The sequence below is a fragment of the Pseudomonas sp. NPDC087814 genome (genome assembly GCF_044742865.1).
Taxonomy (GTDB): domain Bacteria; phylum Pseudomonadota; class Gammaproteobacteria; order Pseudomonadales; family Pseudomonadaceae; genus Aquipseudomonas.
Genome location: NZ_JBIUVK010000003.1, coordinates 88,972 through 115,439, shown reverse-complemented (window position 1 = coordinate 115,439; position 26,468 = coordinate 88,972). Strand labels below are relative to the sequence as shown.

Here is a 26,468-nt window from a genome sequence, read left to right as displayed (position 1 = left end):
CTAAATATCCATTTAGTCGAGTTGGATATTTCGCGAATTTAAGGCTGGGCGAGGGCGGTCGCTCGGCGCTCACTGATGCGTTCAACCGCCAGCATATGGTCGGTGCCCCATTGGCAAAGCGGCCCCAATGCCTGGGCCAGCGAGCGTCCGAAGGGAGTCAGGGAGTATTCGACCTTTGGCGGTATCTCCTTGTAGTCGATGCGCGCGATGATTTCATCGCGTTCCAGCTCCTTCAATTGCTGGATCAGCACCTTGTCCGTCACGCCGCCAACGGCGCGCCGCAGTTCGCCATAACGGTGAACTTCATGGGCCAGGTGATACAGGACCAACGGTTTCCATTTCCCGCCAATCACCGCCAGGGCGGCGTCGAGCCCGCAGTTAAAGGTGCTGTTTGACATGTTTTTGCCCTCAGGCTGGGTACTTACCAAAAGGTGCATACTATTCAAAACAATAGCGCAGATCTACGCTTGGGCCTCAACATTTGAGGGAAACACTCATGAACAGGCTCAACGGGAAAATCGCCGTCGTCACCGGTGGCAACAGCGGGATCGGCTTGGCCAGCGCCATACGCTTTGCGGCCGAAGGTGCACAGGTCGTTATCGTGGGACGCCGCCAGGATGAACTGGACAAAGCCTTGGTCCTGATCGGGCATGACGCGATCGCGATCCAGGGCGACATTTCAAACCTGCGTGATCTTGAGCGGGTATTCGCGCAGATCAAGGCTGACAAAGGTCGTGTAGATGTGTTGTTCGCCAATGCGGGCCTTGGGGATCTGGAGCCCATTGGTGCGATCACGGAGGAATCGTTTGATCGCACCTTTGGCGTGAACGTGAAAGGCACGTTGTTCACCGTACAGAACGCGTTGCCATTGATGAGCGCCGGTGGCTCGATTGTGCTGACAGGTTCGACGACGGCCTCGATGGGCACCGCAGCGTTCAGCGTCTACAGCGCGTCGAAAGGCGCACTGCGAAACTTCGCAAGAAGCTGGGCGCTGGATCTGCAAGGCACAGGTATTCGCGTGAACGTGCTTTCACCTGGGCCGACAACGACACCAGGTTTGGACAGAGCGCTATCAGGTACCGGCCAGAAGGATGCGATTGTCGATTCGATGGTTACGCGTGTACCGCTAGGTCGTATGGGGCAGCCAGATGAAGTGGCGAATGCGGCATTGTTCCTGGCATCGGATGAGAGCAGCTTCATGACGGGCAGCGAGATGTTCGTGGATGGCGGTTTCGCTCAGGTGTGATCCAGGCTCATTGACCAAATCGAGACAGGCTGGGTTTGGTCGATGAGGAGCGTGGTGCACTGGTTGAAATCTGGCTGGCACTGACCCTGATAACGGATCATATGATTACGCATAATGTATATTATGTTAAACGACAGGTCATGTCATAGATGTTCATGAGCTACCTAAGGCGCTGATTCGACAAACCCACTTCTGGTGTCCATTCTCTCAACGGGCCATGTCCTTCATGTTCATGGCAAGTTATTCAATGAGGTGGCTGCCGATGAAGCTGATTCAGTGCCGTTTCTCTTCTGGTCAGCGTGTACCGATGCTCGTGCAAGCTGGTAATGCGGCTCCGTTGCCCAAACTCGTTCCGTTCATCTACGTCCAACTCAAACTCAGGCACCGCGCTTACAATACGGCTGCAGCGCATCTGCGAGCGATCCAGGCTTTCTATAGCTATGCTAAGAGCCGAGATCTGGATGTTGATCTCACGTGTTTTTATTATTGGTTGAGTGCGCCAGATGTCGGAGTACGGCGCCATACTTGATCAAACTGCTTCTGATTACCCGATCCGGGCGAATGCGCCTATAAGATCGACTGCATGTCGTAGCTCCCTATGGGCACGGACAATGCCTTGCTGGACATCTCCGAAAGCATTCCTCTGGTTGTGGACGTCGTGGCCCGTAATGCCGGTGTGCCCGGTCTGCGCTTCACTGACCGCCACGGCAACGAACTGCCTTGGTAACCGTCCAAATCCCCCTGCGGTTGGAGGCTGAGGAACTACAAAAAATCATCACTCCATGATGACTGTGAACTCGTCTCTTCATCTGGAAGAGGCGGATGACGCCCCGTTATTACAGCTTCAATACAGCTAAACGCAGGCATCAAATTTTCTGCGATCTCTACCGCTTTTCCTGTTGGGCGCACTCCTCTACCTGTCCGAAGAAATAATGGATCGTCAAAGTGCGATCTCAATCGAGCGAGAGAACCACTCACGGCAGGTTGCCCTACCTTCATTAGAACTGCGGCGCGCGAGACACTTCGCTCACGATATAGCACTAAAAACGTCACCATCAGGTTGAGGTCGACGTTATGAAAAATTTTCTCACTGATCGCCATAGTCCTCTTTCCCTCTACTATTCAGTTTATTGTTTTTTCTGGCACGGAGATGATTACGATGATGCTTGCGGCTTGAAAGCAACTGCCTTTTTTGTACTAGCAACTACCCCACCGAACTGCGTCGGTCAGTCATCAGCTTTCACGCCAGATTCATCGCAACCTAAAATAATTGTGCGGTGGATAATGAAATGGATAAACCGTGAAAAATGAGACGCTTAGTCGTAGCAAAAGCGACAATTTACTTGAAGCTTACTTGTTTTCGATATCAGGACTGATGATATTTACTCAGGGCAAAAAAAAGCCGTCTATGAATAGGCGGCAAAAACCAAAGGACGATGAATGAAGCCTCTACCAAGAGTAAAATTGACAGAAGCACATCGGGATGTTGATCCAAGCAGAATCCTACTCGCATCTTGCGCCGCGCACCATAAATCCCGTCAATATAAAAAATCAAAACAACTTATTTTATTTTTGGCGATTTGCAAAAATACCAAAACAAACAATACGACGATATCTCCAGGGCTAATAACACGACTCAAACATCCCCCCCCTCCTCGATCGCCGTTCGATAATCTTTTTCCTGGCGGCCTTAACCTGAGAGGCCAGTTCTGGAAAATATGATGAGTGCTTTAGAGCAAGAGCGCCTGAGCTGAATCTGCAGAGTGCTGGCTCAGTTCTTTCTTCTTTGTAGGCAGGAGGCATCGATAGCGAGGGCAGTTCATGGTTTAACGCCAGCGAGGAATACAAAGTTATTGTCAGTGTTATCAACGTAAGGAAGCTGCGGCAACCATCGCCACTCAACATTTCGAGTGTGCCGTTTAAGGTCAGGTGGTAGTGCAGATGAAGGCCATCATCGAAACAGGTGGTGAAATCGTCCTTTTGACACACTGCAACTGAGAGACAATTTGTAGCTGACACTGCCACGGCCTCCTCTCCTCTGCGGCATGACAGCAACCGCGGGACTGCCTTTGCTTAGAACATAAATACGATCAAAAAAATGGGCCGTGGTTATCACCACGACCCATCGCCTACTTGCGTGTCAGCGATCAGGCAGTTGCTCGTGCCTTATGGATAGCCACGATTTCAGCTTCATCCTTCAGCGCCTTTTGAACGGATGGACGAGCGTCTACACGCGCTTTCCAGGCGTTCAGGTTTTCCAGATGGCCGATCTCGGTGCCCGAGCGTTCGTGCCACAGGGTGGCCCAAACATAGGCGTCAACAACCGAGAAATTATCGCCTAGCAGGTACGCACGTCCGTCAGCCAGACGGGTGTCCAAGGTGGTGTATGCGGCGACCAGTTTTGCACGAGTCCACTCCGTGCCGAAATCGGTCATTAGTTTGCGCATCAGAGGGATATGCTTCTGTGCAATCTCGGTGGCGATGAAGGTCAGCAATTGGTCGACCTTGACGCGTTCCAGGGTGCCACGCGTTGGGATCAGACCGAATTCAGGATGCTGGTCAGCCAGGTAGGAAGTAATAACGATCGTTTCGGTGATTTTGTCCTGCGAATCATTTTCCAGGGCCAGAACCGGAACGTACAGGAGTGGGTTGGCCTCGGCGAAAGATTCACCATTGGAAGTGGTTTGGTCGAAAACGTTGAAGTGAACCAGTTCAGGATTCAGACCAATTTCGTTGGCGATGATCTGAACGGCTTGGGAGCAGGTTTGATCGGCGATGTACAACTTAGTCATGATTGCATTCCTCGGGGAGTCAGTTGTTTTTCCGCGCCCTGAATCCGGGCTGGTGAACAAAGTCTGAGCTTCCCTCTGAGGATGATAAACAGCCGGCAACGATACGCTCTGTAGCTTGCACAGCTACAATCAGCCCACCGTTTGATAAAGCGTCGGGTGATCGTCGCTGCCTTGTACCGGCGGGTCTTCTTATATGATGGGAGAACGTGAAAAAATGAATACGGACGTGAGCTTTCCAAGCGTCGATCACAGAACGTCTGAAACCAATCATTGAATCCATATGGGAGACAGTCTGTGTCCAAAAAAGCGCTTATTCAGATTTAAATAACCTATATAGTCGGTGCTGAAACTCGATTCTCAGGTAATCACGCGAAATAGGCCCACTGCCTTTGAGCTCGATACGCCGAATAACACAAGCACGCAGAGACCTCTGTCAGCGCAAAGCTTAGGTACGGCTTTGGGCTTCTATTAAAAATAGCGCCCCACTCCAGACAAAGAAAGTCAACTCAACAAAACTATTACTCATTCAAAAAAGTCCCGCGCGCTTGCGGACCTGAAAACCAAAATAGCGCAACCGAGGGCCGTCTACGAGACCGAACCTGCAACCGATCCCGAAGCATTTCGTCTGAAACTATTCTAATAAAAATTACGGTATCAAAAAATCGTAAGCAATGATGCTTTCAATTAATATTAGATAAAACCCTAAAACTTTTCACAAAGAAAAAACTTTAAGATATAGCAAGCGCACTAGCTTTTTTTACCGAACGTCTTTAGCACCGCCATTGTGAGATGGTACCGCACTATCGAGATAAAAAATCTCAAACCGCCTTTTGAAAAATGAGCCATAGTAAGTCAAGCGATAGTTGTGTACGTATCGACATGAATAGACAGATTATAGAGAGACTGTAATGGAACGAGCCGACACCTCCTTTCCGGACATAGCCGCCTTCGTCGGCGTCGCACAGACCGGTAGCTTTACCCGAGCTGCTGAAAATCTTTCAACGAGCAAATCCAACGTAGGCAAGGCGGTTCAACGACTGGAGATCAGGCTGGGTACCAAGCTCTTCCAGCGTACCACCCGTGCCGTACGTCTAACTGAAGATGGCGAAACTTATCTGAACGCGGCCATCGCGGCGCTGGATGGCCTTCGGGATGCGGCTCGCGAGTTAGCCGCAAGAAAAGATGAGCCAATGGGCCGCGTTCGCCTGGACATCCCGTCTGGGTTTCGCCAGTTGTTTCTTCCAACCATCTCCGAACTTCGTCAGCGCTACCCACAGGTGACGCTGGAGTTGTCCATGACCGATCGCATGTCGGACGCAGTGGGTGAAGGCTGGGATATTGTAGTTCGTGCGGGGGAGTTGCCGCAGGACAGTGAAATGACTGTGCGCAAGCTCTGCAATATCACACTCAGTCTGTACGCCTCTCCCGACTACCTGGCCCGTCATCCGCCGATTGAGTCAGCGGCCGATCTGGTCAACCACGAGGCGGTTATTTTTCGGGGGTTTACTGGTCGGCTGCGTCCCTGGTCGATTACCGATAATGGCCATGTTCGAGAGTTTTCGCCGACGCCGGTTTTGATTGTTTCAGATGGGCAGGCCGTTATTGACTCCACGGTTATTGGGCTCGGCATTGCCCAAATTTATGACAAGGTTGCTCAACCCTATGTCGATTGCGGCAAGCTTGTCCGCGTACTCACTGCTGTTGACTCACCGGGCCCTCCTGTCCATGCCCTCATACCCTTGGGCAGTCGTATGCCGGCAAAAACCCGAGCGGTGCTCAACTACCTGGCGGATCGTCTGCGTTAGCGTGATGACTTGTCGCATCCTGCTCTTGATCCAGGCTCGCCAAACGCAAAAAGCCCTGAAGCAGAAAGGGATCTTCTGCTTCGGGGTCTGAGCACATCGGGTTATTGCCGCTTCAAGGCGGGCAACTGTTTTGATGCCTAGGCAGCTTCGCTGGCAGCGCCACCTGCAACCGCACGATTCTTGCTCAACAATCCAAGAACCACAGCCGCAGAAGCCAATGTGATGATGGTCAGGATATGCAGCAGGTACTGAAATGCAGAGGCATACCCTTGTACCAGACGCTCATTGGCCAGACCTGGAACGGTGTTGATGGCATGGGCCATATCACCGGTGGTAACGCGATGCGCGGCTTCTGCAATAAGCGATGCATCAGCGCTCCCTGCAACCACCTGTACCGCTTCTGAAAGGTTGGTATGCAGCAACGAAGCCAGCATCGCAGCCACGCTTGCCAGGGCGATGCCCTCACCCGCGACACGCACCGTGTTGAAAATGCCAGCCGCCATACCCGCGCGCTCTTTTGGTACGACGCTGACCGACAGGCCGTCCATCAAGCCCCAAGGCAGACCTGCCCCGATACCGATCAACAGCATGGGGCCAACCAGACCAAACTTCGGCTCGCCAATGTTATACAGGCTCAACCAGTGCAGCCCCACGGCAGCGATCAGGAACCCCACGCCCGAAAGAACGCCGGCGGAGATAAACCGCGTCATCGAGGCGGCCAGCATCGGTACTACCAACATTGGTGCAGACAGTGCCAGCAGCAGCAAACCGGCGTCGATTTCGCTCAGGCCTTCAACACCAATGAATCGCAACGGCAGCATCACGACCAACACGATGTAGCAGTAGCAGGTGCCGATCGGCAGCATTTGCACGCCGACAAAACGCGGGAAGCGGAACAGCGTCAGATCCAGCATCGGGCGCTTGACGCGCATTTCAATCATCACGAAAACCACCAGCAATACCGCCGATGCACCCAACAGGCCAACCACTAAAGGGCTACCCCAACCGCTGTCAGGCGCTTGGATCACGCCAAATGTAAACAACGCCAGCACCGAACTGAAGGTAACGGTGCCGGGCCAGTCAAGACCTGTTGCGCCGGGGTCACGTGTCTCACGCATGCGCGGCAGGCCAAAGACCATGGCAATCACACCGATCAAAGCCGTGAACAGGAAAATCGCACGCCAGCTAAAGGCTTCGATCAACACGCCGGCCACCAATGGGCCGAATGCCAGACCGATACCGAAGGTCGTGCCCAGCATGCTGTACGCACGGGTGCGAGCATGACCTTCAAACTCTTGTGCAAGCGCAGCGGAGCCACTCGCCAGTGCAGCCGCACCGGCAACCCCTTGAATGGCACGCAGGATATCAAGCCAGAACACCGAAGGTGCCATGCTTTGGGCCAACGACGCAGCGGTAAACAGCATCATGCCGATGGTGAACAGGCGCTTGCGCCCATATACGTCAGCCAAAGCACCTGCAGCCATTAGTAAACTGCCGAAAGACAGCATGAAGGCATTGGTGATCCAGGTAAGCGCCACTGGACTTCCACCCAGATCCCGCCCAATCGCGGGCGTGGCAACTGCCCCTCCGGTAAAACTCAGTGGAAGTACCAAAGCGGAAAGACAAATCGCTGCAAGAATAAGCAGCTTGTCTTTCTCCCTGGCAACTCGGTCTGTTGATTTCATGATTTCACCGTAAGTGGAATGTGCGCAGCTGAATGCACCGTCTTTGAAAATCGGCATCACCGTCGAGGGGTTTGCCACTTGGAAACCCAGGCATCGCCTGTGCTTGGGAGCTATTGTCCTGTAAGCAAGGAAGTCCTTAAACGCACCTGCGTGAGACGCTTCGTCGCTTGCAAAGAGACAATGCGACACCCCCGATTCCGGGCCTGCGTGACGGATGCACCGATGCGTCATCACAAAAACAAAAAAGCATGCTCGATGGCATGCTTCTCTGTTTTTCCATCGGTGATAGTCAGCGAGCTTTACCGCTGCGTGATCGCTTGAGACGTGGCCGGTTTGGCATTACCCCAGCCACCACCCAATGCGCGAATCAGGTTCACGGTGGCCGCCGCTTGAGCGCCCTGCAACTGCACCGCCGCCCTGCGTGATTGCAGCGCCGTCCGCTCCGCGTCGATCACAGAGAGATAGATGACATCTCCTTCGGTGTACTGCGCCCGAGCGACTTTCGCCGCCCGGCCTGACGCCTCCACAGCTTGCGACTGCGTCCGGGTCTGGTCTTCCAGCACTCGCAGGTCAGAGAGGTTGTCCTCTACTTCACGGAACGCCACCAGCACCTGTTGCCGATAGTTGGCGACATCTTCTTCGTACTCGGCCCGGGCCTTGGCCAGGTTTCCCTTGCGCAGGCCGCCGTCGAAGATCGGCAAGTCAAGCGCTGTACCCACCAACGGGCCAAGCAGGAAAGTACGGCTGCTCCATTTGAACAAGTTGCTCAGCGAACCGGACTCAAAACCGGCAGTGCCGGTCAGCGTCAATGACGGGAAGAACGCCGCTTTAGCCACGCCGATCCGTGCGTTCGCCGCAGCCATCGAGCGTTCGGCTGCGGCGATGTCCGGACGACGCTCCAGCAGTGAAGATGGCAAACCCGCCGGGATACGCAGATTCACCGGCTGTAAAGGATTGGCGGCCATCGAAAACTCTGCCGGTGTTTTGCCCAGCAACACCGCGAGGCTGTGCTCCGACGTCGCACGCAGACGCTGCACCGTCATTGCATCCGACCGGGCTGTCGCTAACTCAGACTCGGCACGCGCAACATCCAGCTCACTGATATCGCCCAGCGCATATTGCTGCTGCACCAGTTTCAGGGCTTGTTCACGCAGTTCGATGGCATGGTTGTACACCTCGATTTCCGCGTCCAGTTCACGCAACGCGAAATAGTTCTGTGCTACATCCGCCTGCAAGGCCAACAACACCGAATGGAACAAGGCTTCGCTACGCTGGGTTTCCGCGTCCGCCGCATCAACCGTGTTGGCGACGCGACCAAACATGTCGACCTCGTAAGAGATACCGGTCTGGGCACGCCACAGGGTTTGACTTGCCCCCTGCCCGCTGTCCGACTGGAACTGCGACGCCGGTGACACACGCTGACGGGTCGGGCCGAAACCCGCGTCTACGGTTGGGAACAGAGCCGAGCGAGCCGACTGATTCAGCGCCCTCGCCTCATTCAACCGTGCGGCCGCTGCAACCAAATTCTGGTTGGCATCCTGCGCCTGACTTTCGAGGTGATTCAGAGTGGTGTCATTGAACACCCGCCACCACTCGCCCCTGGTGAAGTCCTCCGACGGCTCGGCGGTTTTCCAGTTGCCGGCTTCGGCAGAAGACAGCGGTGCCGAAACCTTTTCCTCTTTGAAAGCCTGTGGTGCAGAAACATCAGGTTTCTCGTAAGTCGGCGCCAGGGAGCAGCCGGCCGTCACCAGCATCGTCGCCAGCCAGACCGATCCTAAAAGCATCCGATTCATTGCAAACACTTTCATGTCGTTCTCCTTACTTCAGGTACGCGGCTTCAGGCACGCGGGCTGATGCTTGAGTGTGATGGCCACTACTTGAGTGGGGCGTGTGTTCCGGACTGATATTAAAGTCGTCGTTGAGGTCAGCACCGAGGTGTGGGTGTTTACCGTGCTTATCCACCAGGTGTTCCACACCCGACAGTTTGCGCAGCAACACGTAGAACACCGGCGTCAACATCAAACCGAACAGAGTCACGCCCAGCATGCCGAAGAACACTGCGATACCCATGGCCTGACGCATTTCAGAACCCGCGCCGGTGGAGAACACCAACGGCACTACCCCCATGATGAAGGCGATGGACGTCATCAGGATCGGACGCAGACGCAGGCGGCTGGCCTCGATCGCGGCCTGCACAATGGAACGGCCCTGCATTTCCAGTTCACGGGCGAACTCGACAATCAGAATGGCGTTCTTCGCCGACAGCCCCACCAACACCATCAAACCAATCTGGGTGAAGATGTTGTTGTCACCATTGGTCAGCCACACACCCACCAGTGCCGACAGAATACTCATTGGTACGATCAGGATGATCGCCAATGGCAAGGTCAGACTTTCATACAAGGCAGCCAACACCAGGAACACCAACAACACGCTGATCGGGAACACCCACATTGCCGCGTTGCCAGCGAGTACCTGTTGATAGGTCAGGTCAGTCCACTCGTACTTGATCCCGCGTGGAAATACTTCCTTGGCGATACGATCGACCGCCGCCTGAGCCTGGCCAGACGAATAGCCGGGAGCCGGGCCCCCGTTGATGTCGGCAGCGGTGTAGCCGTTGTAGCGCACGACCATTTCCGGGCCATAGGTAGTGGTCACTTTGATCAGCGACGACAGCGGCACCATCTCACCTTTGTCGTTGCGGGTTTTCAGCAAGCCAATGTTTTCAGCGGTAGCACGGAACGGCGCATCCGCCTGAGCCCGCACTTGATACACACGACCGAACGCGTTGAAGTCATTGACGTACATCGAACCCAGGTAGATCTGCAGGGTGTCAAATACATCAGTGACCGACACACCCAACTGCTTGGCCTTAACCCGATCCAGGTCAACGTTGAGTTGAGGCATGTTGATCTGGAACATCGAGAATGCCGGGCCCAGTTCCGGCGCCTTCGCAGCCGCAGCCAAGAAATCCTGAGTCGCCTTGTTCAGCGCCTCCAAGCCCAGTGCGCCACGGTCTTCGATCATCAGTTTGAAACCACCGACCGTCCCCAGGCCCGCCACTGGCGGTGGGGGGAATACGGCGATGGCCGCGTCCTTGATCCCGGCATATCTGGCATTCAACTGCGCAACGATGGCCGAGGCGGACTCTTCTTTGGAGCGATACTTCGACGGCTCAAGTACAGGGAATACCAGGGCACTGCTTGGCGAGTTGGTCAGGCTGACCGACAACCCCGGAAACTGCGGCAGGTTCTTCACGCCTGGAATGGCCAAGGCGATATCACCCATGTCACGCACGACGTTCTCGGTGCGATCCAACGTCGCGCCGCTAGGCAATTGTGCGATAGCAACCACGTAGTCCTTGTCTTGTGCTGGCACAAAACCACCCGGCACGATTTTGCCCATCCACACCGCGCCACCGAGCAGAATGCCGTAGATCACCAGCATCACCAGCTTGCGGTTAACGACACGGCGTACACCGTTGCCATAGTTTTCCGAACCCCGGTTGAAAACGCGGTTGAAGACGTTGAAGAAACGACCGAATAGCTTGTCCATGATCCGGGTCAGACGGTCTTTCGGCTCGTCATGCCCTTTGAGCAGGATGGCGGACAACGCTGGCGACAGGGTCAGGGAGTTGAACGCCGAGATCACGGTAGAGATCGCAATGGTCATCGCGAACTGTTGATAGAACTGACCGGTCAGGCCGGACATGAAAGCCAGCGGCACGAACACCGCCACCAGGGTCAGCGCGATGGCGATGATCGGCCCGCTTACTTCCTGCATGGCCTTGTAGGTCGCATCACGCGGCGACAGACCGTCAGCGATGTTTCGTTCGACGTTTTCCACCACGACGATGGCGTCGTCGACCACAATACCGATTGCCAGCACCATGCCGAACAGCGACAGGGCATTGATGGTGTAACCAAAGCCCAGCAGCAATGCAAAAGTACCGATGATCGATACCGGCACCGCCAGCAACGGAATCAGCGAGGCGCGCCAGGTCTGCAGGAACACGATGACCACCAGTACTACCAGGGCAATCGCCTCCAGCAGGGTCTGGATCACAGCATGAATACTGTCACGCACAAACTGGGTGGGGTCGTACTTGATGCCGTAATCGACACCATCCGGCATGTCCTGCTTGATCTCTTCCATGACGGTGCGTACGTCATCGGAAATCTGCAACGAGTTTGCACCCGGTTGCTGGAAGATAATCATCTGTACGGCAGGCTTGTTGTCGAGCAGTGCACGCAAGGTGTACTCGGACGCGGCCATTTCCACACGAGCGACATCCGACAGCCGCGTGATCGCGCCACCGGAAGATTTCAGGATGATGTCGCGAAATTCCTGCTCGGTTTTCAAACGGCCTTGGGCGTTGACGCTCAACTGCATCGGTACGTCGGTGAGCATTGGCGCACCGCCAACGATACCGGCCGCCACCTGCACGTTCTGCTCACGAATGGCCTTCACCACATCGAGAGCGGTCATGTTCAGGCGGGAGACCTTTTGCGGGTCGAGCCAGATGCGCATTGAGTAGTCGCCGGCGCCCCACATCACCACTTCACCCACACCAGGAATCCGCGCCAGGCGATCCTTGACGTTGATCAACGCATAGTTGCGCAGGTAGGTCAGGTCGTAACGCTGGTTCGGCGAGGTGATGCTCACGCCCATGGTCAGGGTGGGTGAGGACTTGATCGTGGTCACGCCCAGGCGCTGCACGTCTTCAGGCAGACGCGGCAAAGCCTGCGCCACGCGGTTCTGCACAAACTGCTGAGCCTTGTCCGGATCAGTACCGAGCTTGAAGGTGACGGTGGTCGTCAACTTGCCGTCGCTGTTGGCCAGCGACTGCATGTAGAGCATGTTTTCCACGCCGTTGATCTGTTCTTCAATCGGCGAAGCAACGGTTTCGGCGATTACTTTCGGGTTGGCGCCCGGGTACTCGGCGCGCACCACCACCGAGGGAGGTACCACTTCAGGGTATTCGGCGGTCGGCAGCTTGGTGAGGGCAATCAACCCCGCCAAGACCACCACCACCGACAGCACGCCGGCGAAGATCGGCCGGTCAATAAAGAATTTAGAGATATTCATGATGATGTTCTCTCGTTAAGCCGAAGGCTTCGCAGCACGACCGATGTTTGCCATTTCCACGGCGTTGGCGTGCACGGTGTCGTTGGGACGTACGCGTTGCACACCGCTGACCACCACCCGATCACCGGCCTTCAGACCCGAAGTGATGATGCGCAGTCCATCGTGCAGGTTGCCCAGGGTGACCTCGCGGTACTCGACGACATCGCCCTGGCCGACCAACAGGACAAATTTCTTCGCCTGATCGGTGCCGATGGCCGAGTCATCAACCAATACGGCGTCCGTTGGCTTACCGCCGCCCACCTTGATACGTGCGTACAGACCCGGCATCAGTGCACCATTTGCGTTATCGATACGTGCCCGCACACGGATGGTTCCCGATTGGGTGTCGAGTTGGTTGTCGATGGAGTCGACCACACCGTTGCGCGAGTAACCGGTTTCGTCAGCAAGACCGAGGGAAACGGGAGCAGGTTTGCCTGACGCCTGATTCAGGTAGCGCAGGTAGGTTTGCTCATCGACATCGAAGGATGCGTAGATAGGTGTTACCGAAACCAGGCTGGTCAGCACCGGTGCCGCCGGGCCTGCCGACACTACGTTGCCAACGGTCAGTTCCGCACGCGATACACGTCCGGCGATGGGGGCGCTGATTTCAGTGTAGGAAAGATTGACCTTGGCCGCGTCGAGTGCTGCCTTCGCCACTTTCACGTTAGCGATCGCTTCGCGCGAAGCATTTTGTTTCTCGTCCAGATCGCGCTTGGAAATGGCATTGGATTCGATCAATCGCCCAGCGCGAGCGGCATCGGTCGCCGTATAGACGGCGCGGGACTCAGCAGCGGCTAATTGACCGGCAGCACGATCAACTTCGGCCAGATAAGGACGCTGATCAATAGTGAACAGGCGATCTCCTTTGTTGACCATTGCTCCGTCTTTGAAATGTACGGCAACGATAGTTCCTGGTACCAATGGACGGATATCGACCTTACCTACCGCCTCAAGGCGACCCGAATAACTCTGCCACTCGCTAATCTGTTTAAAGACCACGGTGGCAACATCAACTTCAGTTTTAGGGGCGACCGCTGCTTCTGCCGCATGAGCTGACTCAATGGGTGAAAAATGATCGCCATACTTCACGGCGATTCCGGCTGTGCCGGCCACTAAGAGCGCACTCAACGCAACAGAAAGTCGTTTGTGATGGGCGATCATTTCTTTTCTCCTACTCAGTTAAGTTACTGTCTTGATAGGCAGCGATCGAATACCAGCTCCGGTCTACTACCAAACGTCTTGCAATTGACTTTTATGAATTTCGGGCGCAGAGAGACTCCTTCCCGAAACCGGATACTTACAGCACAACACACACAACATCAGGTTTAATTCAGGGCGTTATTCCTGCTGACAATGCGCCGATGTATTCATCAAAAAATCCGCTTTCGCATAACGCATTGGTCAACTTGTGCACATACTCTGCGTTACTCCCCATAGGGCCAGACGCTACTGAAATGTGCCGCGTAACGGATTCAACACTCGCATCCTTTTCATACAGCGGATGGTCAGGCTCAGCGACGAATACCAATGCCGTAGCGTGTGTCCCGTCATCCATAGAGATCGGCGCCCAAACCGGTCGATAAGCGCCAGTTGGCATCTCCCGAATCCAAAGCAAGATCAACTCTTCTCGTGCCACCTGCTCGGTCAACTTGAAAGCGACTCCCTGAGTAGAGCCCCCTGGTTCAAGTGCCAGCATCCGTCCCGGCGTACTGACAGTGGCCCGGCCAGCGATGATTCGCATGCAAAAGCTTCTGTGCCAGCCTTGTAAAGTTGCGCGCTTTTGTCCTGCAAAGTTCAACAAGGGATTCCATAACAACGAACCGTAACCAAAGACCCAGATGTCGCCACGTTCATGGCGTTTGGCCAACGTTTCGCGCATGGATTGCTCGATCTGCTCTAACGTCCACAACAAATCTTTTGGCATCTCACCGAAATTTTCGAGGTATGCACCGGAGGTAATCTGGTCTCTCGTCAACATTGCCGCCGCCTCTATCCTGCACCTACACTGAATATAGATCCGGCTCAGCCTGGCCCATGAACGCAAAATTTGCGGTAGCCAAGATATGAACCAACGTTGGCAGCCAAGTAATAAATCTGCCCATGGACAAATACTGCCGGAGCGTGAGAGACGGATAAATAACGCAGGGGCCTACTGTTAGTAGCCACAAAAGAGACAATGATATAAACAGAGGGTGCCAGTTCTAAGTAATCAGGTCTTTGTCGCAGGCACCCCTTTTCTTTACGGCGCAGCAAAACACCCAAGCGCCCCTTTCAAAGTCTCGCAAGGTGTCAGCTTGGTCTCGTTCCAATGGATGCACGATGGATACAGCTTTCTGATTACCACCGCGGTATGCGGAGTCTATTGACGACCCAAAAATCTAAGCACGCAGACATACTGCCCTCAAGACTTTTCCACAACGAAAGCAGGCGTAGTTCCCTGTCTATCTTTCAAGCTTTCAAGCGTCCGCCCACCACCTACGGGAAAGGCGTTATCAGTGCTTGGGTTGTTGATCCGCGTGAGTCACAACGAAACTATTGAATTTGACCCGGCTTGCCATACCGCTGTTTAACATATCCATGAATCCACCCAGCTCAGGGCGGTCGAAATGTGCGCGCATTTTGCTTTCTGATTCCCAGTAGCCGCTGACGATCCAGGCGTTTCTCACTGCCCGATTATCGGTTACCGCATACCCTACACACTCGGTGTTATCAAGGAGTGCACGCACAATACAAGGGAGCTTCGTGAACACCTCTCCCACTCGTCCTGGCGCGGCATCCACTTCGACAGTATTGATTGCTGAAACTAACATTTCCAACCCTCCTGCATGATCTAAGCGAATTATGCCTTCCGCTCTAGACCGCATAAATAACGCTGTAGTTGTTACACAGTTGCCACAGGAGCGACAATCCTGGTCACGACTTGATGGCGTGAAGGAGATATAGAAAAACGACACCTTTTGGGAGCCTCTGTCATCGTGCGCTTTTGCCGATGAACGGCGTATCTGTCGAGGCACCGCCAAACGCTATATTTTCCTCAGCAAGCTATCCTTCTATTTTCCAAATCCGCACGACGAGCCCCTCCCATGAAGCTCTATTTCACTCCTGAAGCCTGTTCGATGGCACCCCATATTGTATTGCGTGAGCTGAACATTCCCTTTCAGCTAATCCAGGTCGACCACGCCACCAAAACCACTTCCGCAGGAGAGGATTACTGGAGCATCAACCCACATGGGTACATCGCAGCCTTAATGCTCGACAATGGAGAAGTGCTTACCGAAAGCTCAACTATTCTAGAATTTCTTGCCGATCTCATACCCGCGGCAGGTTTGGCGCCTCCGCCAGATAGCTGGCAGCGAGTACGCCTGCGTGAGTACCTGAGTTTTCTGTCGTGCGAGCTCAACTGTGCAATGAGCCCCTTATTTCGAGATATCCCTCAGCAGGTGCGCGACCAAATCTTCACCCGCCTGTTCCGTCGTGTGGACTCACTCAATCAAACGCTTTCACAGCACCCCTATTTGTTGGGCGAAGCATTTTCCGTGGCAGATGCCTACCTCTATACGTTACTAAGATGGCTCAACTGGTTCTCGATTGACCTGGTACGGTGGCCTGCTTTGGCCGCTTACCAAGAACGTATCGGTGCTCGCCCTTGCGCTCAGGCAGCGTTGGCCGCAGAACTGAACGGGAAGAGTCCGCGCACACATTAATTCGACCATTGCTTGGCCATTAGGAATTGAGAAATCAATCGGAGTGAACCCTTCTTGCGACTCGTTTGCACACAAAAAGGGCCCGACGTAGACAGGCTGTTTGAAGCCTAAACACGCTGAGCGCAGTTAAACGCGTACCCAGAGATGCGCGCACTCCAGCCGCCATCAACGAACTGTAGAGAACGCCGCTCGCACTTCATTGACGAAAATCTTAGGCTGTTCAAAGGCCGCAAAATGGCCGCCTTTTTCCGCTTTATTCCAGTAGATCAAATTGCTGTACGCCCGCTCGGCCCATGCCTTCGGCGGCGTGTAGATCTCTCCTGGGAACACCGAGACAGCCACTGGCAGATCAAGCTGAATGGCACCGAAGTTAAGACCTGGATGCTCGGCATACATACGTGCCGACGATGCACCGCTGTTTGTCACCCAGTACAGCATGATGTTGTCGAGAATCTGATCGTAAGAGAACACGCTCTCGGCAGTGCCATCACTGTCGCTCCAGGACGCAAGCTTCTCATAGATCCACGAAGCCTGACCCACAGGAGAGTCCGCCAGCGAGAAGCCGATGGTCTCTGGGCGAGTGGTTTGCAGGTCGTGATATGCGATGCCGTCAGAAGCAAACAGTACGCACTGATCGAGTGCTGCTTGCTCTTCTACGCTCAGCTCTGCAGGCAGATCGGCCGGAACAACAAAAGGCAGATTCACGTGAATCGCCGCCAAGCCTTCCAGTTTCAAGCGTCCCATCTCAGTGGTCACCACACTGCCCCAGTCACCACCCTGCGCAACATAACGGGTGTAGCCAAGGCGCTGCATCAATTCGTGCCAGGCATTACCGATACGGGTGCGGTTCCAACCTTTAGTGGTCGGTTTGTCGCTAAAGCCATAACCAGGAATAGAAGGCAGAACCACGTGGAAAGCGTCTTTCGTTTCGCCACCATGAGCCGTTGGATTTACCAACGGATCGATGCTGTTGAGGAACTCGACAATCGAACCCGGCCAACCGTGGGTCATGATCAACGGTAAAGCGTTTTCGTGAGGAGATTTGATGTGAAGGAAGTGAATGCCCAGGCCATCAATTTCAGTTTTGAACTGCGGATAGCTGTTCAAGCGTGCCTCGAATCGACGCCAGTCATACTGGGTACGCCAGTACTCAACCAGGTCTTGCACCTTGGCCAATTGTGCGCCTTGGGAATGATCGCCAACGGTTTCACGATCCGGCCAGCGGGTGCTATTCAGACGACGCTGCAAATCATCCAGTTCGGCCTGAGGGATCTCAATGCGAAAAGGCGTCAGTTGAGTGCTGTTGGACATCATGAGTTCCTCTATGTCATCGGATTGTCGACAACCGTTTGGTGTCGATTCAGTCGAGATCACTATGCCCGTAGCAAAGGAAAGAATAAGCCCGTCGAAAAGCAACGCTCTGTCGCACCAGAGGATACAAAGGCAGCTACTTAGCGCTCATTGCCCGTCGTTCCAGTGAGTTTCTTCTGCCTTAATACCGCCTGAAATTTTGCGCTTGCTAGTGCTCCCGCTAAGTAACGCGTGTCTCGTCAGCTACACTCAATCGACGCAAGACTGCAGAGGGACGTCGAGCATGGATACCAAAACTGCAATCGTATTTGCTGGCGGTGGCAGCTTGGGGGCTGTTCAGGTGGGCATGTTGCGAGCCTTGGTGGAGGCGAATGTAAGCTTTGACGTAGTGGTCGGAGCTTCGGTAGGGGCAATCAATGGCGCCTACTTTGCCGCAAGACCCAATGCGGAAGGAGTCGATGCACTCGCCGGTTTCTGGCGTGGTCTGAATAAAAAGGACATCTTTCCTTTATCCTGGCTTGATACCTGTAGAGGATTGATCAAGCGGCGTGGCTTCCTGTTGCAACCAGCGGCTTTGCATCGACTACTGGGTCAAGCGTTACCCATTCACCGCATTGAAGACGCTGCACTTCCCCTGCACATCGTCACCACTGATCTGCTCAGCGGTGCCGAAACAGTTCTGTCCAGTGGGGAACTTAAGCAGGCGTTATTAGCAAGCGCGGCCATCCCGCTCGTGTTCCCGTGCGTACAAATTGCCGAGCAATTTCTGGTCGATGGCGGTGTAGCAAGCAATACACCCATTTCAACTGCCGTGGCCCTGGGTGCCACTAATGTCGTGGTAATCCCTACCGGTGTGAGTTGCGCCCTAACACAACCACCGCGAGGCTTGGTCGCTTTAGCGCTGCATACCGTCAACCTGATGAGCATGCGCCAATTGGTGAGCGACATCGAACACTTCCGTACCCTCACCAGCCTGCATATCGTCCCACCTTTGTGCCCTGTGGATGTCTCGGTATTCAATTTTGCCCAGACAGAAGATTTGCTGCAGCGCGCTTATAAACAGACGCTATGGTGGCTAGACGGTGGAGGGCTTGAGCGTACAAAAGTACCGGGCGCTCTGACGATTCACTCCCATGCCCAAGATAACTGAATGCGCGCTAGCTGCCGGTTACTGCCCAAGTCAACAGGCTAATGTTTGGGCATCGCTGCTTCAGAAAACCAAATAGCCTATCGGTTTTCTGCACCACAGCTTTGCTCGCCTGTTGAGGTAGAGAACTGCGCTGCGCTCGCACTAGTGGCCTCGACTGGTCGTTTCGAACTCAGCGATCGCACCAAGTTGCTGGAGTTGATGCACAAGACAGCTCAACGCATCAGTTCCGGTGTCGTAGGGTTCAGCCTGCAAATCTAGCCAGCGTTATCGTCCAGGGGCCCCAAGCTCTGATACAAGCTTTCGCTCGATCGCAGTGCAGCGTCTCACTGCTGCGTAGTGTTATGAACAAACGAGCACTGCATGGGGAGTACGGCAACGCTTTCGATTCGTACACCACGCCCCCGCTCCTAAGCAGGTCCTCTTAGGAGCGGGAGCGCGGAAATACGGCAACGCATATACCTCAACCTTACGCGATATGAACCTGCCCACCAGAGTGCTATTAGCTCGCGCCTCGATCCCGCCTTTATTCAATGCCATCCAGTTTGAATCACAAAACCGGCCTTACGAATTTCATTTATCCGTCAATACGCGTGTCGGAAACACAGGAAAGCTCATGATGACTCCTTTGGTACGGCGCTGATCATTGCTGCTGTGTGCGATCCATGCGATCTGGTACTTATGGGAATATTTTCAATATTGATATATTTTGCAATATTGAATAATGTCTCATAAAAAGCGACGAGCCAAAGCGGCAGATCGCACCTCGACGCTGAAACCACCCGGAACTCCCATGGAAAACAATAATAAAAGTACCCCGCTGCCCCCTTCGGTTGACGTACTGATCGTCGGCTTTGGCCCAGTCGGCGCGGCATTGGCAGCCCTGCTCGGTCGATACCACGTAAACGCCGTGGTGATCGACAAGCAGCACGAGATACTGCGCATGCCACGTGCCATTGCCCTGGATAACGAAGCCTTGCGTATGTTGCAGTTGATCGGCCTGCCCGAGGACGCATTCGATAAGCTGGTGATCCCAGAAGTCAAAATGCACTGCCCACTGGTAGGCCAATTCAGTCGCGCCAATACCAGCGGCTGCATCGACGGCCACCCCAAACTGGTAACTTTTTACCAGCCCGATCTGGAGAACGCCCTGCGCAGCCGGTTACTGCAATATCCTTGCATCACCACTTGCACGGGTTACGAGTTGCAGGATGTTCAGCAACATGGCGATCACGTGGAGGCTTTTCTGCTGGACGAAGATGGCATGACGTTTACCGTCAATGCCAAATACCTGATTGGCGCGGACGGCGCAGGGTCGCGGGTGCGTACGTTGATTGGCCAGGATTTCACCGGCCAGACCTATGCTGAAGACTGGTTGATCGTGGATGCCAATGGACGCCAGGGGCAGGCAATCGACCATGTTGAGTTCCTGTGTGATCACCGCCGGCCTACCCCCCATATGCCGGCCCCCGGTGGCCGGGAACGTTGGGAGTTCATGCTGCATCCCGGTGAAACGCGAGAGGAAATGGAGCAGCCGCATCGCATTGCGCAACTGCTGGCTCCGTGGGTAAAAGCTGCCGACTTGAGTATCGAGCGCACGGCGGTGTATCGCTTCCACGCACGTTGCTGCGACAGTTTTCAGAAGGGACGGGTATTTTTGATCGGCGACGCGGCGCACATTACGCCACCCTTCGTCGGACAGGGACTGGTTGCCGGTCTTCGGGATGCATGCAACTTAGGCTGGAAGCTGGCCTGGGTACTCGATGGCCGCGCCGCACCCAGGATACTCGGCAGCTACGACCAGGAACGCCGCCCTCACGCTAAAGAAATGATCGACCTGGCCAAACTGATGGGCCGCGCAGTGATGCCGCGCAATGCCGTCGTTGCCTTGCTGATCCACGGACTAATGAAATCGCTGACCCTGTTCCCGCCCGCCCGCCGGCTGTTTGAAGAGCTGGACATCAAGCCAAAGAATCGCTTCAAGAAAGGCTTGTTCAGCACGCAACGCAAAACGAAGTCCCTCCCTGTTGGCGGCCTACTGAACCAATGTCTGGTGCGGGATCCTATTCATGGCATCGTCTTGAGTGACGATGTGCTGGGTGATCAAATGACCCTTATAGGGTTTGGTAACGACCCTCGCCAACTGCTGGAAACTGCAACCCAGGAGCGATGGCAGGCCCATGGTGGTGGGTATTTGCAGATCGTCCAGCGAGGCCAACGGGGTAATCCAGGCACCCATTGGGTCGAAGACCTGAGTGGTGAACTGCTCAAATGTCTGCCGAAAAATACGTTACTGATCGTTCGACCTGACCGCATTGTGATGCACAGCGGTGGCGCCGATCATGCAAATGAGCTGGCAAATGCATGCATGGCCTTGCTGGATAATTGAATAGATCAGCGATATTGACGGTAATTTGATTACTATCTTTGTCTTTCATCCCGCCGCGTCTTACATCATCAGGCATTTCCATGAGCGTAAAAACCGACACAGAACAGGCCACTCACACTCTGGAACCTCTGACCCGCGGCCACAAAAAAAAACAGCGCACGCGTCAGGGCTTATTGGATGCCGCGCTGCGGCTGTTCGCCCGTAAGGATGTATTTGAAACGGGTTTGTTGGAGCTGGCGGAAGAGGCAGCGGTCTCTACCGGCACCATCTACAACTACTTTCGCACCCGCGAGGAGGTAGTGGAGGCCGTGGGTATCGCTATGGCCAGCGAGTTTTCTGAGAGTATTTCCGGGTTAAGTGCAGGAGTTGAGAACGGTGCCCAGCGCATTGCAATTGGTGTGCGTCTATTTATCCTTCGCGCGATTGCCGACCCGAACTGGGCCAGCGCACTGGTGCGAATCGTACATTTTGACAAGGGGCTGCGGTCAACGCTCGCCATGCACGTCCAGGCGGACCTTCGCACCGGCGCAGAGCAGGGGCATCTGTCGTTTATCGATGAAAGCATCGCGCTGGACCTGGTTATAGCCTGTGCAACAGCCGGCATGCGCAGTGCGGTTGAGGGCCGCACGGTTGAGCAACATGATGAGAAAGTCGCCGAGATGGTGCTTAAAGGCTTGGGTGCGAGCCCGGTGAAGGCTAAAAAGCTCGCCAGCCTTCCGTTGCCGCAACCTAACGAATAACCGGTCCACTTTAAATGCCTTGTTCAGCTACCCATTTACGATAGCGCCGAGCTTGGCGCTTGGTTTTAAGCTGACTGGTAATCAGCGTCATTAGCGGCGAGATGCCAGGTTTGGTGGCTTTGCCCAGACTAAGCAAACTGAGCTGCTTCTTGATGATCGCCGTGATGGCAACGGCAACAAAGGCCTTATTCTTCCAAGATATCTGTACCGACTTTATCTGGGCGCCGTCCCCGGTCAACCATTGACTTGGCAAATTGGGTTCAAATGCCAAAGCGGTGGCCATTCCTACCATTGCCACAGATGGGCTGTTGATAACTATTTCAGCAATTTCCCTACGGCGGATCCCACCTGTGACCATTACAGGCATACGTGCCACGCGACCAATGCGCTCAGCGAACTCAAAAAAGTACGCCTCTCGAGCGAGTGTTTGGCCGTCGCGTGTGTGGCCTTGCATAGCAGGACTTTCATAGCTGCCGCCAGAAATCTCAACCAAATCCACGGGCAGTTCATTGAGCCGTTTAACGACCTCAATCGCGTCCCCCTCCTCAAAACCACCACGCTGAAAGTCTGCGGAATTGAGTTTCACTGACACGCAGAACTGCGGTGCCACATGCGCCCGAACAGCCTCGATGGTACGAATGAGAATCCGCGCGCGGTTTTCCAAGCTACCGCCCCATTTGTCAGTCCGCTTATTGGTCAGTGGGGAAAGAAATTGGCTGAATAGATAACCGTGCGCAGCATGAATCTGTACGCCCGTAAAACCGGCGCGCTCGGCCAGAACAGCTGTTCGTGCGTAACGATTAATCAAGCCATGAATTTCAACCTCGCTCAGTGACCGAGGCTGAGCGAACAGCTTGGCGACACCGGGAATGTTCACCGCAATGGCTGAGGGTGCCACCGCCTCCTGGCCGAGATTGGCCATCAGTTGCCGGCCGGGATGATTGATCTGTAACCAAGCCTGGGCGCCTTGACTACGGCATACGACGGCCCAGTTCTTAAACTGCTCAAGATAACGATCATTCTCCAGAATGACCCCTGCCGGACCGGTCAGAGCACGGCAGTCGGGCATTACATTACCAGTAATGATGAGCCCAGCCCCTCCGTCTGCCCATGTCTGATACAAGCGAAGCAATTCAGGACCAGGGGCGTGATTTTCATCTGCCAAATTCTCCTCCATAGCGGCTTTTGCAAGGCGGTTTACGATGCGTGTTCCATTGGGCAACAGCAATGGCTGAAACAGGGGCAATCCCGACATATCACTGATCCTTCAAATGTTGCGCCAAGGCGCCAAGGGGTTTTTTCAACGTGCGTCCCCACCATTGCAGCGACGATTCGGATTCATGCACAGGCGCCAGAGTCAGCCACTCGCCTTTCTCCGCATAGTGGGGAAATAGCGACAACGCATGACCGCGGGTGATACCCCGGAGTTCTTTTGCCCCCCAGACAGGAGATTGGCGTAGCGTTTGGATTTCGGCACCGACTGACGCGGCTGGTGCGATCGGATAACCACTGCCGAAAACCACCTGAGCAGGCTCCACTAGTTCCTTGATCACCGCCATGGACGCAGGTGAAGTAGACACGGCTGTATCGAAGTAAAAGCGCCGCAAATAGCTCATCACCCCGAGAGGAACGTCATCAGCGAATTCCGGCAAGGCGTTGGCCAGGGAAATACGCCATGCCGCATAAGGTAGAAAACCGCCACCATCCGCCAGAATCCACCGAATGCGTGGGTATCGCTCCATCGTGCCAGTGAAGATCAGATTGATCGCCGCGCGCGTGATGTCACAGGCCATCTCCAATGCGTATGGTGGTGTACCCAGCCCTAATTGCGCGCTGCTGGGGTGCAGATTAGCCTGTAAAAAAACTGTGGCCTGGCGTTGATTTAACTCGCTCATCAACTCTTCGAATTGCGGGTCACCTAGAAACACACCATTACTGCTGCCCATCAACAGCACGCCATCAGCCTGCAAAGTGTCCAGGGCATAAATAGCCTCGGCGCAGGCAAGATCGGTTGCTGGCAACGGCAGTATGGCGAAGGAGCCGAAGCGGCCTGGATATGTGACCGCCATATCGGCGGCAAACTCATTGCAGCTACGCGCCAGATCGGCTGCGGCCCGACCCTCGCCAAAACAAACACCAGGCGCTGGTAATGAGGTGATCGCTGTCTGGATGCCTTGTGCGTCCATGAGTGCCACTGACTGTTGCACAGACCAGCTTGGAAGCGCCGTGCCCGTCAGAGCACCCAGCCCTCGACGCTGCAGGGCGTCGACAAATACAGGTGGCAGAATGTTGTGATGCACATCAATGCATTCGGCCTTGAGCTCTTCCTTGGTGGCAGCGGACTCACTTCGCACTTCTGACTGCGCCGCAGCAGTCCTTGGCAAGGAGCCCCCGACGACGCCTGCGCCCAACACCGTCGCCCCAGCCAGCAGGCTCGTACGGGCGACAAATTCTCGGCGATTCATAACACCTCCGTGTTTATCTTGTTATTAGAGTGGGTTACTGAATAGGAGCGTCGTGTCAACGATTACGCATACGTTCAGCTAGTGCGCCAAGCGGCTTCGTCAGGCTGCGCTTCACGCGGCCGGAAAAAGACTCGCCTTCATAGATTGGCGCTGGCTGCACGACCTCGCCCGGCTGCTGGTATTGAGGAAACAAACGTAGCGCGTAGCCACGATTGATCCCGTAGTGCTCATCGCTGGACCACAGAGTATTTTGCTCTAGGGTTTGACATTGCAGGCTCGTAGCGGGAGCCGGGGCGAACGGAAAATCACTGCCGAAAAGGATGTGATCCGAGTCAACTAACTCCTTGAGCGCTGCCATCGAATAGCGCGAGGGAGAGAGAGCTGTGTCGAAATAAAAACGCCGGATGTAAGTGAGAATTCCTTGAGGCGCCAGCTGCTGGAATTGCGGCATCGCATTGGCCAGGGAAACACGCCACGCCACATAGGGAAGAAAACCACCGCCGTGGGCAAGGATCCAGCGAATGCGTGGGTATTTCTCCATCGTCCCGGTCAGGATCAGATTGACGGCAGCGCGAGTGGTGTCGCAGAGAAACTCGATCAAAAAGCCAGGAGTCTTGAAGCCCAACTGTTCGCTGCTTTTGTGCAGGTTTGGGTGAACGAACACCACTGTGCCACGACGATCCAATTCGTTCATCAGTTCGTCAAAACGCGGGTCGCCCAGAAATACCCCATCGGTGCTGCCAAACAGCACGATTCCCTCGGCCTTCAGCACGTCCAAGGCATAAATGGCTTCGCTACAAGCAGTTTCGGTAAACGGCATGGGTAGTACCGCGAAGTTGCCAAAACGGCCCGGAAAATCATCACGCATCTTCGCCGCGTATTCGTTGCAATCTCGCGCCAGTTGCCGTGCCTGCGCCACACCGTCGCCCAAATGCACGCCGGGCGTGGAGATGGAGGTAATGGCACGTTGAATGCCATTCATGTCCATCACATCAATCGACTGCTCTGGCGTCCATTTTGGTAAGAGTGCACCCGCATGGCGCTCCATGCCCCGCTCGTAAATTGCGTCGCGGAATACAGGTGGAACGATGTGGTGATGGACGTCAATAAGGCCTTGCTTGAGGGTCATTGTTGTTATTCCTGGCGAGAACAGTCGCGACCTGGCCGTGGAAGCCCACGACAAAAACACACCTGCGATCAATATTGAACATCTGTGTTCACATCAGTCAACTGCGTTCGACACCAATGCCTCTTCAACAAAATTAAATAACACCGAAAATCCCTCTAGAAATGGTGTTACAGAACAGCTCTCAAAAAAATAATCTTGAATCTGAAAATACTTGATTGACGAAAATTGAACAGTGGCGTTCAATCAGGTCAGATTCGAACGGTGGAGAACATTTGTGGAGTCAATGAATCCGGTGCAGCGACGCATCCATCAGGCCGCTTTGCGCTTGTTTGCCGAGAAAGGCGTCAGCCAGGTCAACATCAGCGACCTTGCCCAAGAAGCGGGTGTGGCCCGCGGCACCATTTACAACAACGTCGAGACGATGGACAAACTGTTTGAACAGGTAGCCAGTCAGCTCAGCGCGGACATGCATCAGCGCGTAAAAAAGAGCATCGACAGCTTTGGAGACCCCGCACAGCGCTTGGCCAATGGTATTCGTCTGTTTATCCGCCGCACCCACGAAGAACCGCACTGGGGCGCGTTTATGAGTCGCTTTGCGCTGAGCAACCTAGCCCTGCGGGAGATGTTCTCTAGCCAGGCCGTACCGGACCTCATCCATGGGTTGAGTCTCGGCCGCTACCAGTTCCGCCAGGAACAAATGGTCACGGTGATTTCGTTTATCGCCAGCAGCGTACTGGGCTCGATGTTTTTGGTATTGGAAGGCTTGAAGACCTGGCGTGAAGCCGGCACCGATACCGCCGAGCTGATACTGCGGGCGTTGGGAGTGAGCATTGAAGACGCTCGTGTGCTAGCCACCGTGGAGTTGCCGCCGCTGCCGCCTTCCGACTGATTCACGACTGAATACTGATAGCCCAACCCCGGTTTTCGG

General features: G+C 54.7%; 21 protein-coding genes and 1 pseudogene. 9 read left to right on the top strand and 13 right to left on the bottom strand.

Translation table 11 applies throughout. From position 1 onward, the window contains the following. Nucleotides 1–38 precede the first annotated feature (38 nt). A complete protein-coding gene (locus ACIOMR_RS03900; protein ID WP_008433396.1) occupies nucleotides 39–398 on the bottom strand; it encodes a helix-turn-helix domain-containing protein in 360 nt (119 codons plus the stop codon). A 98-nt stretch (nucleotides 399–496) separates the two neighbouring features. On the opposite strand from ACIOMR_RS03900, the gene ACIOMR_RS03895 reads away from it, so the two are divergent. The 3 genes and pseudogenes from ACIOMR_RS03895 (at nucleotide 497) to ACIOMR_RS03885 (ending at nucleotide 1,973) form a co-directional block, all read left to right on the top strand. Next, entirely contained in the window at nucleotides 497–1,246 is a 750-nt protein-coding gene (locus ACIOMR_RS03895) for an SDR family NAD(P)-dependent oxidoreductase (protein WP_087692989.1), read from the top strand. Between the two features lie 262 nt (nucleotides 1,247–1,508). Then, nucleotides 1,509–1,730, top strand: a pseudogene (locus tag ACIOMR_RS03890) (hypothetical protein); the annotation flags it as partial. A 114-nt stretch (nucleotides 1,731–1,844) separates the two neighbouring features. After that, entirely contained in the window at nucleotides 1,845–1,973 is a 129-nt protein-coding gene (locus tag ACIOMR_RS03885) for a hypothetical protein (protein WP_256349627.1), read from the top strand. A 35-nt stretch (nucleotides 1,974–2,008) separates the two neighbouring features. On the opposite strand, the gene ACIOMR_RS03880 is transcribed toward ACIOMR_RS03885, so the two are convergent. Both ACIOMR_RS03880 and ACIOMR_RS03875 read right to left on the bottom strand, forming a co-directional pair. Then, nucleotides 2,009–2,347: a LysR family transcriptional regulator gene (locus ACIOMR_RS03880; RefSeq protein WP_401192338.1), complete on the bottom strand. Its 339-nt coding sequence runs from the start codon at nucleotides 2,345–2,347 to the stop codon at nucleotides 2,009–2,011. 1,046 nt (nucleotides 2,348–3,393) lie between these two features. Then, nucleotides 3,394–4,038: a glutathione S-transferase family protein gene (locus ACIOMR_RS03875; protein WP_025854740.1), complete on the bottom strand. Its 645-nt coding sequence runs from the start codon at nucleotides 4,036–4,038 to the stop codon at nucleotides 3,394–3,396. A 908-nt stretch (nucleotides 4,039–4,946) separates the two neighbouring features. Here ACIOMR_RS03875 and ACIOMR_RS03870 point away from each other — a divergent pair. Then, nucleotides 4,947–5,843 (top strand): LysR family transcriptional regulator, encoded by an 897-nt coding sequence (locus tag ACIOMR_RS03870; protein WP_025854739.1) that lies wholly within the window; start codon nucleotides 4,947–4,949, stop codon nucleotides 5,841–5,843. A 137-nt stretch (nucleotides 5,844–5,980) separates the two neighbouring features. Here ACIOMR_RS03870 and ACIOMR_RS03865 read toward each other — a convergent pair whose 3' ends face one another. The 6 genes from ACIOMR_RS03865 to ACIOMR_RS03840 all read right to left on the bottom strand — a co-directional run bounded on the left by ACIOMR_RS03865 (nucleotide 5,981) and on the right by ACIOMR_RS03840 (nucleotide 15,465). Further along, nucleotides 5,981–7,528 carry an MFS transporter gene (locus ACIOMR_RS03865; protein ID WP_087693021.1) on the bottom strand — a complete coding sequence of 516 codons (1,548 nt, stop codon included), beginning with the start codon at nucleotides 7,526–7,528 and terminating at the stop codon, nucleotides 5,981–5,983. A 299-nt stretch (nucleotides 7,529–7,827) separates the two neighbouring features. Next, on the bottom strand, nucleotides 7,828–9,336 hold the full coding sequence (locus tag ACIOMR_RS03860) for an efflux transporter outer membrane subunit (RefSeq protein ID WP_214498810.1): 1,509 nt from the start codon (nucleotides 9,334–9,336) through the stop codon (nucleotides 7,828–7,830). A 10-nt stretch (nucleotides 9,337–9,346) separates the two neighbouring features. Further along, entirely contained in the window at nucleotides 9,347–12,616 is a 3,270-nt protein-coding gene (locus ACIOMR_RS03855) for an efflux RND transporter permease subunit (protein WP_087692985.1), read from the bottom strand. A 15-nt stretch (nucleotides 12,617–12,631) separates the two neighbouring features. After that, nucleotides 12,632–13,816: an efflux RND transporter periplasmic adaptor subunit gene (locus ACIOMR_RS03850; protein WP_087692984.1), complete on the bottom strand. Its 1,185-nt coding sequence runs from the start codon at nucleotides 13,814–13,816 to the stop codon at nucleotides 12,632–12,634. Between the two features lie 169 nt (nucleotides 13,817–13,985). Beyond that, nucleotides 13,986–14,633 carry a gamma-glutamylcyclotransferase gene (locus tag ACIOMR_RS03845; protein ID WP_087692983.1) on the bottom strand — a complete coding sequence of 216 codons (648 nt, stop codon included), beginning with the start codon at nucleotides 14,631–14,633 and terminating at the stop codon, nucleotides 13,986–13,988. Between the two features lie 514 nt (nucleotides 14,634–15,147). Then, nucleotides 15,148–15,465, bottom strand: a complete 318-nt coding sequence (locus ACIOMR_RS03840; protein WP_401192331.1) for an antibiotic biosynthesis monooxygenase — start codon at nucleotides 15,463–15,465, stop codon at nucleotides 15,148–15,150. A gap of 273 nt (nucleotides 15,466–15,738) precedes the next feature. On the opposite strand from ACIOMR_RS03840, the gene ACIOMR_RS03835 reads away from it, so the two are divergent. Further along, complete coding sequence (locus tag ACIOMR_RS03835) at nucleotides 15,739–16,359, top strand: glutathione binding-like protein (protein ID WP_401192328.1); 621 nt, start codon at nucleotides 15,739–15,741, stop codon at nucleotides 16,357–16,359. Nucleotides 16,360–16,524: 165 nt separating this feature from the next. Here ACIOMR_RS03835 and ACIOMR_RS03830 read toward each other — a convergent pair whose 3' ends face one another. Continuing rightward, on the bottom strand, nucleotides 16,525–17,670 hold the full coding sequence (locus ACIOMR_RS03830; RefSeq protein ID WP_218231828.1) for an epoxide hydrolase family protein: 1,146 nt from the start codon (nucleotides 17,668–17,670) through the stop codon (nucleotides 16,525–16,527). Nucleotides 17,671–17,953: 283 nt separating this feature from the next. Here ACIOMR_RS03830 and ACIOMR_RS03825 point away from each other — a divergent pair, with 283 nt between their 5' ends. From ACIOMR_RS03825 to ACIOMR_RS03815, 3 genes are all read left to right on the top strand, one after another. Beyond that, the gene (locus tag ACIOMR_RS03825; RefSeq protein WP_087692979.1) at nucleotides 17,954–18,820 is read left to right on the top strand and encodes a patatin-like phospholipase family protein; all 867 of its coding nucleotides are present in this window, start codon (nucleotides 17,954–17,956) and stop codon (nucleotides 18,818–18,820) included. A gap of 790 nt (nucleotides 18,821–19,610) precedes the next feature. Next, nucleotides 19,611–21,206 (top strand): bifunctional 3-(3-hydroxy-phenyl)propionate/3-hydroxycinnamic acid hydroxylase, encoded by a 1,596-nt coding sequence (locus ACIOMR_RS03820; RefSeq protein WP_401192324.1) that lies wholly within the window; start codon nucleotides 19,611–19,613, stop codon nucleotides 21,204–21,206. Between the two features lie 80 nt (nucleotides 21,207–21,286). Next, on the top strand, nucleotides 21,287–21,946 hold the full coding sequence (locus tag ACIOMR_RS03815) for a TetR/AcrR family transcriptional regulator (protein WP_401192321.1): 660 nt from the start codon (nucleotides 21,287–21,289) through the stop codon (nucleotides 21,944–21,946). A 10-nt stretch (nucleotides 21,947–21,956) separates the two neighbouring features. On the opposite strand, the gene ACIOMR_RS03810 is transcribed toward ACIOMR_RS03815, so the two are convergent. From ACIOMR_RS03810 to ACIOMR_RS03800, 3 genes are read right to left on the bottom strand one after another with little or no spacing between them, the layout of a single operon-like run. Further along, the gene (locus ACIOMR_RS03810; protein WP_401192318.1) at nucleotides 21,957–23,201 is read right to left on the bottom strand and encodes an NADH:flavin oxidoreductase/NADH oxidase family protein; all 1,245 of its coding nucleotides are present in this window, start codon (nucleotides 23,199–23,201) and stop codon (nucleotides 21,957–21,959) included. Between the two features lies 1 nt (nucleotide 23,202). Beyond that, entirely contained in the window at nucleotides 23,203–24,411 is a 1,209-nt protein-coding gene (locus ACIOMR_RS03805) for an amidohydrolase family protein (RefSeq protein WP_401192315.1), read from the bottom strand. 55 nt (nucleotides 24,412–24,466) lie between these two features. Next, the gene (locus ACIOMR_RS03800; RefSeq protein ID WP_177123442.1) at nucleotides 24,467–25,540 is read right to left on the bottom strand and encodes an amidohydrolase family protein; all 1,074 of its coding nucleotides are present in this window, start codon (nucleotides 25,538–25,540) and stop codon (nucleotides 24,467–24,469) included. A gap of 274 nt (nucleotides 25,541–25,814) precedes the next feature. Between ACIOMR_RS03800 and ACIOMR_RS03795 the strand changes: the two genes are divergently transcribed. Continuing rightward, the gene (locus tag ACIOMR_RS03795; protein WP_087692974.1) at nucleotides 25,815–26,429 is read left to right on the top strand and encodes a TetR/AcrR family transcriptional regulator; all 615 of its coding nucleotides are present in this window, start codon (nucleotides 25,815–25,817) and stop codon (nucleotides 26,427–26,429) included. Nucleotides 26,430–26,468: the final 39 nt, after the last annotated feature.